This window comes from Nonomuraea sp. NPDC049607 (genome assembly GCF_040675375.1).
In the GTDB taxonomy this organism is placed as follows: Bacteria; Actinomycetota; Actinomycetes; order Streptosporangiales; family Streptosporangiaceae; genus Nonomuraea.
In genome coordinates, this window is sequence record NZ_JBFAOV010000020.1 from 50,351 (window position 1) to 62,281 (window position 11,931).

The 11,931-nt window shown below is 70.7% G+C and carries 11 protein-coding genes and 1 pseudogene; 6 read left to right on the forward strand and 6 right to left on the reverse strand.

Annotation, left to right across the window (positions count from 1 at the left end; translation table 11 throughout):
* Positions 1 to 35 precede the first annotated feature (35 nt).
* The 3 genes from AB0J97_RS32215 to dop all read left to right on the forward strand — a co-directional run bounded on the left by AB0J97_RS32215 (position 36) and on the right by dop (position 3,805).
* A complete protein-coding gene (locus tag AB0J97_RS32215) occupies positions 36 to 1,055 on the forward strand; it encodes a pyridoxal-phosphate dependent enzyme (RefSeq protein ID WP_364095610.1) in 1,020 nt (339 codons plus the stop codon).
* 66 nt (positions 1,056 to 1,121) lie between these two features.
* Entirely contained in the window at positions 1,122 to 2,201 is a 1,080-nt protein-coding gene (locus AB0J97_RS32220) for an acyltransferase (protein ID WP_364095613.1), read from the forward strand.
* Between the two features lie 86 nt (positions 2,202 to 2,287).
* Positions 2,288 to 3,805: a depupylase/deamidase Dop gene (gene dop / locus AB0J97_RS32225; protein WP_357706958.1), complete on the forward strand. Its 1,518-nt coding sequence runs from the start codon at positions 2,288 to 2,290 to the stop codon at positions 3,803 to 3,805.
* A gap of 25 nt (positions 3,806 to 3,830) precedes the next feature.
* Here dop and AB0J97_RS32230 read toward each other — a convergent pair whose 3' ends face one another.
* The gene (locus AB0J97_RS32230; RefSeq protein ID WP_357706957.1) at positions 3,831 to 4,235 is read right to left on the reverse strand and encodes a hypothetical protein; all 405 of its coding nucleotides are present in this window, start codon (positions 4,233 to 4,235) and stop codon (positions 3,831 to 3,833) included.
* A gap of 149 nt (positions 4,236 to 4,384) precedes the next feature.
* Between AB0J97_RS32230 and AB0J97_RS32235 the strand changes: the two genes are divergently transcribed.
* A complete protein-coding gene (locus AB0J97_RS32235) occupies positions 4,385 to 4,594 on the forward strand; it encodes a ubiquitin-like protein Pup (protein ID WP_132622197.1) in 210 nt (69 codons plus the stop codon).
* A gap of 70 nt (positions 4,595 to 4,664) precedes the next feature.
* Here the strand turns inward: AB0J97_RS32235 and AB0J97_RS32240 are convergent, their stop codons facing one another.
* From AB0J97_RS32240 to AB0J97_RS32260, 5 genes are read right to left on the reverse strand one after another with little or no spacing between them, the layout of a single operon-like run.
* Entirely contained in the window at positions 4,665 to 5,702 is a 1,038-nt protein-coding gene (locus AB0J97_RS32240; RefSeq protein WP_364095618.1) for a DNA polymerase IV, read from the reverse strand.
* A 22-nt stretch (positions 5,703 to 5,724) separates the two neighbouring features.
* Positions 5,725 to 6,771 (reverse strand): ABC transporter ATP-binding protein, encoded by a 1,047-nt coding sequence (locus AB0J97_RS32245; RefSeq protein WP_364095621.1) that lies wholly within the window; start codon positions 6,769 to 6,771, stop codon positions 5,725 to 5,727.
* Entirely contained in the window at positions 6,768 to 7,586 is an 819-nt protein-coding gene (locus AB0J97_RS32250; RefSeq protein WP_364095624.1) for a carbohydrate ABC transporter permease, read from the reverse strand. The genes AB0J97_RS32245 and AB0J97_RS32250 overlap by 4 nt, the downstream gene beginning before the upstream one ends.
* Positions 7,583 to 8,509, reverse strand: coding sequence for a sugar ABC transporter permease (locus AB0J97_RS32255; RefSeq protein ID WP_364095628.1), 927 nt, complete (start codon positions 8,507 to 8,509; stop codon positions 7,583 to 7,585). Before AB0J97_RS32255 ends, AB0J97_RS32250 begins: the two co-directional genes overlap by 4 nt.
* Positions 8,484 to 9,848 carry an extracellular solute-binding protein gene (locus tag AB0J97_RS32260; RefSeq protein ID WP_357706951.1) on the reverse strand — a complete coding sequence of 455 codons (1,365 nt, stop codon included), beginning with the start codon at positions 9,846 to 9,848 and terminating at the stop codon, positions 8,484 to 8,486. The genes AB0J97_RS32255 and AB0J97_RS32260 overlap by 26 nt, the downstream gene beginning before the upstream one ends.
* A gap of 170 nt (positions 9,849 to 10,018) precedes the next feature.
* Here AB0J97_RS32260 and prcB point away from each other — a divergent pair, with 170 nt between their 5' ends.
* Positions 10,019 to 10,867: a proteasome subunit beta gene (gene prcB, locus AB0J97_RS32265; RefSeq protein ID WP_357706950.1), complete on the forward strand. Its 849-nt coding sequence runs from the start codon at positions 10,019 to 10,021 to the stop codon at positions 10,865 to 10,867.
* A gap of 21 nt (positions 10,868 to 10,888) precedes the next feature.
* A pseudogene (gene prcA, locus AB0J97_RS32270) lies at positions 10,889 to 11,560 on the forward strand (proteasome subunit alpha); the annotation flags it as partial.
* Positions 11,561 to 11,931: the final 371 nt, after the last annotated feature.

Sequence of the window (11,931 nt, forward strand, 5' to 3'; positions counted from 1 at the left end):
GGGAACGACGCCCGGCCCGTCCTAGCATGGCGATCATGCACTTCTTCAACCCCGGCCGCACGCCCTCCACCGAACGCGACCGCGAGCTGATCGGCGTCGGGCACGCCCGGCAGGCCCGCGCGCACTTCGCCCGGCACCCGGCCTACCGGCCCACGCCCGTGCACACCCTGACCGACCTGGCCGGGGCGGGCACCGTGCACGTCAAGGACGAGAGCGGCCGCATGGGCCTGGGCAGCTTCAAGGCGCTCGGCGGGGCCTACGCCGTGCACCGGCTGTCCGAACGCGACGGCGGCGGCACCACGTACGTCTGCGCCAGCGCCGGCAACCACGGCATCTCGGTCGCGGCCGGGGCCAGGGAGCTCGGCGCGCGCTGCGTCGTCTACCTCAGCCACCAGGTCCCCGAGCCGTTCGCGCACCGGCTGCGCGCCCTGGACGCCGACGTCGTCCGCGAGGGCGACGACTACGACGCGAGCCTGGCCGCCGCCCTGCACGCCTCCCAGGAGCACGGCTGGCGCCTGGTCGCCGACACCTCCTGGGAGGGCTACCACGACATCCCGCTGGACGTCATGCGCGGCTACACCGTCCTGTTCGACGAGATCGAGATCCCGCCGACGCACGTGTTCGTGCAGGCCGGGGTCGGCGGGCTGGCAGCCGCCGCGGCCGGGTACACGCGCGACCGGTGGGGCGAGCTGCCCAGGATCGTCGTGGTCGAGCCCGACGGCGCGCCCTGCCTGCTGGAGAGCGCCCGCGCGGGCGAGCCGGTGCACTCGGCGGGCGCGCCGACCCGGCTGGGCAGGCTCGACTGCCTCGAACCGTCCCTGATCGCCTTCGACCTGCTGCGCCGTCAGGCCGACCTGTTCGTCACCGTGGCCGACGAGCAGGCCGCCGAGGCCGCCGCCCTGCTGGCCGGGCGCGGGGTGGCGCTGTCGGAGTGCGGCGCGGCGGGGGCCGCCGGGCTGCTCGCCCTCGACCCGGGCACCCGCGAGGCGATCGCTCTGGGCCCCGCCTCACGCGTGTTGCTGGTGGGAACAGAGGGACCTGTGGAACCAAAGTGATCACAGGGTCGTCAAAAGGGCGTGCACCAACCTAACCGGCCAAAGCATGCTCGGGGAGACGGCCGGTTGGCCGAACTCGACCTCCTGCGCTTCATCGCCGCCCTGGCGGTCGTCGCCTTCCACTATCTGGTGGCCTTCGCCTCGGTCTGGGGGGCCAGGCCCGCCGCGCTGTTCCCCTCGCTCGCGCCCTTCGCCGGGCTGGGCATCCTGGGCGTGGAGCTGTTCTTCGTCATCAGCGGGTTCGTCATCCTCATGACGGTCTGGGGGCGGGGGCTCGGGGCGTTCGCCCGGTCGCGGCTGGTGCGCCTGTATCCGGCGTACTGGCTGAGCCTCGGCGCCGTGGCGGCCCTGTACGGGCTGACCGGCGCCACCGCGCTGGACCCAAAACTTTCACCAGGCCAGTACCTGGTGAACGCCACCATGTTCCAGCGGCTGTTCAAGGTGGCCGACGCCAGTGGCGTCTACTGGTCGCTGTGGGCCGAGCTGCGCTTCTACCTGCTGATCGCGATCCTGGTGATCGTGGGCGTCACGTACGGGCGGGTGCTGGTCTTCTCGGGCGTCTGGCTGGCCGCCGCGCTGGCCGCCAGGATGATCGAGAACGACCTGCTGAACGAGATCCTCATGCCCGACTACGCCCCTTATTTCGTCGCCGGCATGGCCCTGTATCTCATCCACCGTAACCGCAAGGCCCTGCTCCCGTGGCTGTACGTCGCCGCCGGGTACGCCATGGCCATCCCCGCCGCGCTGGGCCGCGTGCACCGCCGGATCGACGCCGCCGGGTTCAAGAACATGCCCGTCACCGACACCAGCGTGATCGTCACCATCACCCTGATCTTCATCGCCATGGCCCTGGTCGCCCTCGGCCTGATCCGGCTCAAACCCTCGAAGACGCTCACCGCGCTCGGGGCCACCACTTACCCGCTTTACCTCTTCCATGGGGTCACCGCGGCGGCGCTCATCCCGTTGCTCACCGGCGACCTGCCCCCCTGGACGGTGGCCCTGGTCACGACCGTGGCCGCCGTCGTGCTGTCGTATCTGATCTACTCCTTTGCCGAACGGCCGATCCAGCGACTACTCAAGCCCCGCAGATCCCCGCAAATCACAACAAGCTCCGCCGTACAGATTGAAAAGGCGTCGGTGCCATAACTCTGTGGCCTCGGGGCACTGTGAAGGGCATAGGCTCGGGCATATAAACGGCGGATAGGCAGATCCGGACGAACAGAGGGTGTTGCATGACGGTGCGTCGGGTGATGGGCATCGAGACCGAATACGGCATCTCCGTACCAGGTCAGCCAGGCGCCAACGCGATGGTGACCTCCTCCCAGGTCGTGAACGCCTACCTGGCCGCCTCGGCGGCCCGCGCGCGCAGAGCGCGCTGGGACTTCGAGGAGGAGAACCCGCTCCGCGACGCGCGCGGCTTCGACCTGGCCCGCGAGGTCGCCGATCCCAGCCAGCTCACCGACGAGGACCTCGGGCTGGCCAACGTCATCCTCACCAACGGGGCCAGGCTCTACGTCGACCACGCCCACCCGGAGTACTCCTCGCCGGAGTGCACCAACCCGCGGGCGGCGGTCATCTGGGACAAGGCCGGCGAGCGCGTCATGTACGACGCGGCCACCCGCGCCTCGGCGGTCCCGTCCAACGCGCCGATCCAGCTCTACAAGAACAACACCGACGCCAAGGGCGCCTCCTACGGCTGCCACGAGAACTACCTGATGCGGCGCGCCACGCCGTTCGCCGACATCGTCCGGCACCTGACGCCGTTCTTCGTCTCCCGGCAGGTCGTCACCGGCGCGGGCAAGGTCGGCATCGGCCAGGACTCCCGCGGCGAGGGCTTCCAGATCAGCCAGCGCGCCGACTTCTTCGAGGTCGAGGTCGGCCTGGAGACCACGCTCAAGCGGCCCATCATCAACACCCGCGACGAGCCGCACGCCGACCCCGAGAAGTACCGCCGGCTGCACGTGATCATCGGCGACGCCAACATGTCGGAGATCTCCACCTACCTCAAGCTGGGCTCCACCGCGCTCGTCCTGGCCATGATCGAGGAGGGCTTCCTCACCCGCGACCTGGCCGTGGAGAACCCGGTCCAGTCGCTGCGGGCGGTCAGCCACGACCCGAGCTGCCGCTACGAGATCCCGATGCGCGACGGCCGCAGGCTCACCGCCGTGCAGCTCCAGATGGAGTACCTGGAGCAGGCCCGCAAGTACGTCGAGGAACGCGGCACCGCCCAGGACGAGATGAACAAGGACGTCCTCGACCGCTGGGAGTCGGTGCTCACCCGCCTGGCCGAGGACCCGATGCAGCTCTCGCGCGAGCTGGACTGGGTCGCCAAGCTGGAGCTCCTGGAGGGCTACCGCACCCGCGACAGCCTGCCCTGGTCCCACCCGAGGCTGCAGCTCGTCGATCTCCAGTACTCCGACATCCGCCCCGACCGCGGCCTGTACAACCGGCTCGTGGCGCGCGGGCGCATGCAGCGCCTGATCAGCGAGGAAGAGGTCGAGCGCGCGATCGAGCTGCCGCCGACCGACACCCGCGCCTACTTCCGGGGGCGCTGCCTGAGCCAGTACAGCGAGTCGGTGGCCGCCGCCTCCTGGGACTCGGTGATCTTCGACATCCCGGGCCGGGAGTCGTTGCAGCGCGTGCCCACGCTCGAACCGCTGCGTGGCACCAAGGCCCACGTCGGCGAGCTCTTCGACCGCTGCCGCACCGCGGCCGACCTGGTCGCCGCGCTGACGGGCACCGGGGAGTAGAGCGGCCCCGGGCCGCCCCCGGGGCTCACAGCAGGCCGATCCCCAGCGTCAGCGTGCCCACGGCCAGCGACGCGCCGCCCACCGCGGTCAGCCAGATCAGCCGGTTGGGCTTGGTGTCGCGCGGCCGCACCACCGACAGGAAGAAGCCCAGCGGCATCAGGATGGGCGCGGCGACGATGAGCGTCCGCGTCAACGCCTTCACGCCGTCCGGAAGGCTCGCCTGGTCCACGTACAGCATCGCGACCAGGCTGAACAGCACCAGGACGCCCGCGTGCGCGTGCCCGGCCCGCCACAGCCCCCTGCGGACGGGGTTGTCCAGGTAGCCCGGTTCGTTGCGCATGAGGAAACGCAGCAGGGTCACGCCGCCGAACGCGACGCCGGGGACTGTGATGAGGAGCACACCTGCCGTGCTCAGCGAAGAAGGTGACATGTCGGGATCTCCTTGTGCATAGGTGCATCCATTATTGGATAGGAGTGCTATCCAGTCAAGCCGCCAAGATCGCAGGGTGTTCGACGCGAAATGTCGTCAGGTTCGGGGAAGATATGCCTTAGAGGCAGTCCCCCAAGCGGAGGTAGGACATGGCAACCAAGGACACCGGCGGGCAGAAGCAGACCGGCCGGCGTGAGGCCGAAGTTGAGGAGACCGAGGCCTCGGCGGCGCCGGACGTGCAGGAGCGACAGGAGAAGCTCACTGACGATGTCGACGCGATCCTGGACGAAATCGACGAAGTGCTCGAAGAGAACGCAGAGGAATTCGTGCGTTCCTATGTGCAAAAGGGTGGCGAGTAGGGCTGACGAAGCCTTGTCCTCACCGCTCTGACCATGGGGAAGGATGAGCCCCGGCCGTCCCGGCCGGGGCTCACTCCTCGGGGGCGGTGTACTCGACCGCCACGCCGAGCAGCCTGACCGGCCGGTCGAGGTCGAAGCGGCCCAGCACGGCGAGCGCCGCCCGGGTCAGCGTGCCGGGATCGGCCGTCGGCGCCGGGAGCGTGGACTGCCGGGTGCGCGTCAGGAACGGGGCGAAGCGCACCTTGACCGTCACCCGCGCGCAGAGCCGCCCCTCCGCGGCCGCGTCGCGGGCGACCTGCCCGGACAGATCGGCCACGTGGCCGGCGATGGCGTCGCGATCGGTGAGGTCACGGGGGAACGTGGTCTCGCGGCTGTGACCGCGGGCCACCCAGGGAGTGGTGACCACCTCGGCCTCGCCCCTGCCGAGGGCCAGGTAGTGGTACCAGGGGCCGTTGACCGGCCCGAAGACGCCGGCCAGCGCGGCCGGGTCGGCGGCGGCCAGGTCGGCGACCGTGCGCAGGCCGAGCCCGGCGAGCTTCTTCGCGGTCCGGGCGCCGATGCCCCACAGCGCGTCCGTCGGGCGGTCGTTCATCACCTCCGCCCAGTTCTCGCCGGTCAGGCGGTAGATCCCGGCGGGTTTGGCGAACGCCGAGGCGAGCTTGGCCTGGTGCTTGTTGTCGCCGATGCCGACCGAGCAGCTCAGCGTGGTGCGGTCGAGCACGACCCGCCGCAGGTCGGCCGCCAGCGCCTCGGGGTCGTCGGTCGTGGCTCCGACGAACGCCTCGTCCCAGCCCCAGACCTCCACGAGCACCGGCAGCTCGCGCAGGGCGGCCATGACCCGCTCGGAGGCGGCCTCGTAGGCGGGCGGGTCGCTGGGCAGGAAGACGGCCTCGGGGCAGCGCCGCAGCGCGGTGCGCAGCGGCATGCCGGAGTGCACGCCGTGCTCGCGGGCCTCGTAGGTGGCGGTCGCGGCGACCGTGCGGGGCTGGGTGGGGTCGCCGGAACCGCCCACCACGACGGGCCTGCCGCGCAGCTCGGGATGGCGCAGCAGCTCCACGGCGGCGATGAACTGGTCGAGGTCGACGTGCAGGATCCAGGACCTGGCCATGGGTCCAGTATGCGGGCCGGGCTCACAGCAGCCGGTCGTCGCGGTAGACCAGGGCGCGGCGCGGCACGGCCCAGCGCGAGGCGCCGAGCGGCGGCTCCTCGCCCTCGGGCACGACGGCCTGGATGAGCCCGCCCGGGGACTCCAGGGTGATGAGGGTGTGGGTGCCCATGTTCTCCAGGACGGAGACCACGCCGGGGAAGGCGTCGGGGCGCTCGGCGGGGGACAGGTCCATGTACTCCGGGCGTACGCCGTACGTCACCGGGACGTCGTCGTCCGGGGCCAGGCCCTCGGGCAGCGGGCGAAGGGCGCCGGCCACCTTGAGCCCGGAGTCGGTGACCTGGGCGGGCAGCAGGTTCATCGGGGTGGAGCCGATGAAGGAGGCCACGAACGTGGTGGCCGGCCGGTGGAAGATCTCCGACGGGGTGCCGACCTGGACCATCGAGCCCTTGGACATGACGGCGATGCGGTCGGCGAGCGCGAGCGCCTCGGCCTGGTCGTGGGTGACGAACACGGTGGTGACGGCCAGCTCCCGCTGCAGCCGCTTGAGGAAGGTGCGGGCCTCCAGGCGCAGCCGGGCGTCGAGGTTGGACAGCGGCTCGTCGAACAGGAACGCGGCCGGATGGCAGGCGATCGCGCGGGCCAGCGCCACCCGCTGCTGCTGTCCGCCCGACAGCTCGGCCGGACGCCGCAGCAGCAGCTCGGTGAGGCTGAGCCGGGCCGCGACCTCGGCCGCCTTCTCCACCCGCCGGGCGCGGGGCACCTTCTTGATGCGCAGCGGGTAGGCGATGTTGGCGGTGACGTCCATGTGGGGGAAGATCGCGTAGTCCTGGAAGACCATGGCGACGTCGCGCTCGCCCGGCGGCAGCGCGGTGACGTCCCTGTCGTTGATGGCGATGGTCCCGGAGGTGGGGGTCTCCAGGCCGGCGATGCTGCGCAGGAGGGTGGTCTTCCCGCAGCCGGAGGGGCCGAGCAGGGCGAAGAACTCACCGTCGGCGACGGTGAGCGCGAGGTCGTCGAGCGCGCGTACGCCGCCGGGGAACACCTTGGTCAGGCCGTGCAGGGAGATCAACGCTTGATTCCTCCGTGGAAGCGGAAGCCGTACCGCTGGGAGACGAACAGGTACATCAGCACCACCGGCAGGGAGTACAGCAGGGAGAAGGCGGAGATGAGGTCGAGCCTGGGCGCGCCGCCCTCGGTGTAGAGCGTGTAGAGGATGATCGAGCCGGGCGCCTTGTCGGGGTCGCGCAGCAGGATGAACTGGAACAGGAACCCGCCCCACACGCTGGCCAGCGCCCACACGGCGATGGTGGCCAGGCCGGGCCGGACGAGCGGGACCACGATGTGCCGCAGGATCTGCAGCGAGGAGGCGCCGAAGACGCGGGCCGACTCCTCGTAGGAGGTGGGCGTCTCGTCCATGAAGTCCTTCAGGATGAAGATCGCGGCGGGCAGCAGCCCGGCCGAGACCACGAGGATGACGCCGAGATGGGTGTCGATGAGACCGAGCCGGGTGGCCAGCTCGAAGATCGGCACCATCGCCGCCGTGCCGGTCACCACGGACGACAGCAGCAGGAGCAGGTAGAGCAGGACGTCGCGGCCGGGCAGCCGCACCCGCGACAGCGCGTACGCGGCCAGCGCCGACAGGACGACGACCAGCAGCGCGGCCCCGCCGCCCTGGATCAGGGAGTTGCGGATCGAGCCCAGCGCGTACGGGTTGTCCAGGACGGCGGCGAAGTTGCGCAACGTGAACTCGGGGATCGACGTGGTGATCGTGGGCGTGTCGTCGAAGGGCGCGCTGGCCAGCCAGAGCATGGGCAGCGCGAAGAAGGCCAGGACGACGGCGACGAAGACGGTGGCGGCCAGCCGCCCGACGGTGTGACGGATCATGCGGGCGGTCCTCCGGCGGCGGCGGCCTCCGGCGTGCGGCGACGGCCGCGCAGCAGCCGCAGGTAGGCCAGGGCGAAGACGAGGTTGATCAGCAGGATGAGGAAGGAGATGGCGGCCCCGACGCCGAGCTGCCCGTCCTGGAGGGCGACGCGGTAGACGTACACGGGCAGGATCTCCGAGCGGCCCTCGGGCCCGCCGCCGGTCAGCACGAACGGCGTGAAGTCGTTGAACGTCCACAGGCTGATCAGCAGCAGGTTCGTCAGGACGTGCCGCCTGATCGTGGGCAGCACCACGTCGCGCAGCTGCTGCGGCACGCTCGCGCCCGCCAGGCGGGCGGTCTCCAGGTGCGAGGGCGGCACGTTCTCCAGGGCGGCCGAGTAGAGCATCATCGAGAACGCGGTGCCGCGCCACACGTTGAAGACGATGATCGACAGCAGCGGGTAGTCCAGCAGCCAGGCGAACCCGGGCGTGTGCAGCAGGGCGTTGAGCGTGCCGTCGTCGCGGTCGAGCAGCGCGAACCACAACATGCCGACCACGGTGCTGGGCAGGATCCACGACAGCAGCACCGCGCCCTCGACGATCCTGCGCAGCGGGCCGGTCCGGGAGCGCAGGATCCAGGCCAGGGCGAACCCCAGCCCGGCCTGCCCGACGACGGCCGAGCCGCCGACGTACAGCAGGGTGAGCCACAGCGAGGACAGGAAACGCGGGTCGGCCAGCGCGGTGGTGTAGTTGTCGAGCCCGACGACCTGGGGGTCGGCGGCGGCCAGGCCGGTCAGCCGGTAGTCGGTCAGGCCGAGGTAGACGGTCCACAGGGCGGGGAAGAGCAGGAAGACGCCGATCAGGACCAGGGCGGGCAGGACGAACGCGACCGCCCTGCCCCGGCCCAGCCCCGCGGCGTCAGCCGCCGACGTTGGCCGCGCCACCGACCAGTCCCTCCAGCCTGCCCTGGTACGCCGCGGCCGCCTCGTCCGCGCTCTTGCCGCCGACCACGGCCGCCGTGGCCTCCTGCAACGCGGTCGAGACCTGCGGGTAGACGGCCAGTCCCGGACGGTAGGCGGTGACCGGCAGCACCTCGTCGGCCACGTACTTGAGCATGGGGTCGGCGGTCAGCACCTCCTCGTTGACGTCGGTGCGGGAGCTGATGCGGGCCTGCCCGGCCAGCTGCGACTTGGTCGCGGCCGCAGAGTGCATGAAGGCCAGCAGCTCCCAGGCCAGCTTGGGGTTCTTGGAGAAGGGGTTGAGCACGCGTACGGCCCCGCCCGACATGCTCACGAAGTCCTGGCCGCGGATTCCGCCGCCGGGCTGCCTGGCCGGGATCTTGGCGTAGCCGACGACCTGGTCGCGGTCGGGCATGGGGGCGACCCCGGCCTTGGGCTCGATGACCGAGCGCCAGAAGTAGTCGCTCTCGGCCAGGATGGCGATCTTCCCGGCGGCGAACTGGGCGAAGGACTTGTCGCGGCCCTTGGCCTCCTGCTGGAGCTTGGGGTCGCCGAGCCCGCTGCCGCCGTAGATCTGCTGATAGAAGCCCAGGACGTCCTTGACGGCCTGGGAGGCGCCGGCCCACTTGCCCGAGGCGTAGATCTCCGACCCGGCGCCGGCCAGCAGGGGGAGCACGCCCTGCATGGTGGTGGCCTCGCCCATGGCGGTACCGGCGTCGATCTGGACGGGCGTGGGCACCCCGGCGGCCTTGAGCTTGACGCCGGCGTCGATGATCTGCTGCCAGCTGGTCGGCTGCCAGGTCTCGGGCAGCCCGGCCTTCCTGAACAGCGCCTTGTTGTAGAACAGCACCCGGCCGTCGGTGCCCTGGGGCAGGCCGTACTTCTTGCCGTCGAAGATGCCGAGGCCCTGGACGGCCTGCGGGATCTGCGACCAGCCCTCCCACTGCTCGACGCCGGCGCCGCCGACCTCGGTGAGCGGCTTGATGTATCCGGCCTGGGCGAACTCGCCGACCCAGATGCCGTCCAGGTCGATGACGTCGGCCCCGGTCCTGGACTTGAGGTCGAGAGCGATCTTGGTCTTGTACTGCTCGTCGTCCACGCCGTTGCCCTGGAAGAGCACCTTGACGTTCTGATGGGTCTTCTCGAACTCGGGGATGACCCACTTCTTGATCCAGGCGGCGGACTCGGAGTTCTTGCCGCCCTCGATGGAGTTGGCGGTGATGGTGAGGGTGATGCTGCCCCCGGACTGGGTGCCGGAGCCGCAGGAGGTGAGGGCCAGGACGGCGGCTGCCGCGACGAGCGCGGGCCGGCTGGGGAGTCGCAAGTCGGCCTCCTGTTCAGGACGTGCAGACATACCGACAATTGCACGGGGTGTGGCGGGCGTAAAGAAACGATCTGATGAACGGTTCGCCGTGAGCTGATCGTGGGAAGTGCAGACAGCAACGCAACATGAGTAGGGTCGGCCTAGAGACACTGATGTTGGGAGGGAGTCGCGTGGCACCTAACAGGGATCTGCCCGTCGGCCTGGTGGACCAGCTTTTCCGAAACTCAGGGAACTCCTCGTTCACCGAGTTCGTCGGCTCGTACGCGCCCGAGTTGCTGCCACAGCGTCACCAGGCGCTGGCCACTCCGATCGGCGACCAGGTCCCGCACGCGACCACGATCGTGGCGGCCACCTTCGCGGGCGGCGTGGTGATGGCGGGCGACCGGCGGGCCACCTCGGGGAACATCATCTCGCAGCGTGACATCGAGAAGGTGTTCCGCGCCGACGACTACTCGTGCATGGGCATCGCGGGCACGGCCAGCACGGGCATCGAGATGGCCCGGCTCTACCGTGTCGAGCTGGAGCACTACGAGAAGATGGAAGGCCGCACGCTGTCGGTGGCGGGCAAGGCCAACCGGCTGGCCACCATGATCCGCGGCAACCTCGGCATGGCGATGCAGGGCCTGGTGGTGGTGCCGCTGTTCGCGGCCTACGACCCCGACCGCGACCAGGGCCGCATCTTCAGCTACGACGTGGCGGGCGGCCCCTACGAGCGTGACAGGTTCGACGCCATCGGCTCCGGTTCGATCTTCGCGCGCGGCTCGCTGAAGAAGCTCTACCGCGACGGCGCCTCGGCCGACGACATGGTGATGACGGTGATCCAGGCCCTCTACGACGCGGCCGACGACGACTCGGCGACCGGCGGGCCCGACGTGTCCAGGAAGATCTGGCCGATCGTGTCGGTGATCGACGCCGACGGCTTCCGCAGGCTGAGCGATCAGCAGGTGGCCGATCACGTCGAACAGATGCTGGAGGCCCGGATGATCTCGCCCGACGGCCCCATCGCCCCGCTGCGCTAGAAAGGACCACTGCCCGTGTCCATGCCTTTTGGATATGCGTCCCCTGAGCAGATCATGCGGGACAAGGCCGACTACGCGCGCAAGGGCATCGCGCGGGGCCGGTCCGTCGTCGTGCTGCAGTACGTCGACGGCATCCTGTTCGTGGCGCCCAACCCGTCGCGGGCGCTGCACAAGATCAGCGAGATCTACGACCGCATCGGGTTCGCCGCCGTCGGCCGCTACAACGAGTTCGAGGAGCTGCGTCTCGGCGGCATCCGCTACGCCGACATCAACGGCTACACCTACGACCGCTCCGACGTCACCGGCCGCGGCCTGGCCAACCTCTACGCCTCCAACCTGGGCCGCATCTTCACCGAGTCGATCAAGTCGCTGGAGGTGGAGGTCGTCGTCGCCGAGGTCGGCGACACCCCCGACGGCGACGCCATCTACCGGCTGACCTTCGACGGCTCGGTGTTCGACGAGCACGGCTTCGCGGCCATGGGCGGCCAGGCCGACGCCGTGGCCGGGCGGCTGAAGGAGCGCTACCGCGAGTCGATGTCGCTGGCCGACGCCCTGGAGGTGGCGCTGGCGGCGCTCACCGAGCCGGGCGGCGAGCGGCCGCCGGTCGGGCAGCTGGAGGTCGCGGTGCTCGACCGCAACCGTGAGCACCGCAAGTTCGTGCGGCTGACGGGCGCGCGGCTGGAGCGCCTGCTCGCCCGGACCACGTCGTCCGCGACGCCGCCCGCCACTCCGCCCGCCACTCCGCCCGCGACCCCGCCGGCCGAGTCCGACTCGGAGCCGCCCGCCACTCCGCCCGCCACTCCGCCCGCCACTCCGCCCGCCACTCCGCCCGCCACTCCGCCCACGACGCCGCCTGCCGCGCCCCCGACCGGCCCGCCCACGGGCCCTGAGGGCGACGTGGACGACGGGTCAGGGCCGCTGTAAGGCCCGAAGACCACCGGCAGAGGGCGAGGGCCGCCACGGCGGCCCTCGCCCTCTGCCGTGCGGCGGCCCCTCGCGAGAGCGGCGCGTGCTGTGTGACCTGTATCACTGACGCGACGGTGAACCCTGGGGCGCGAGGTGGG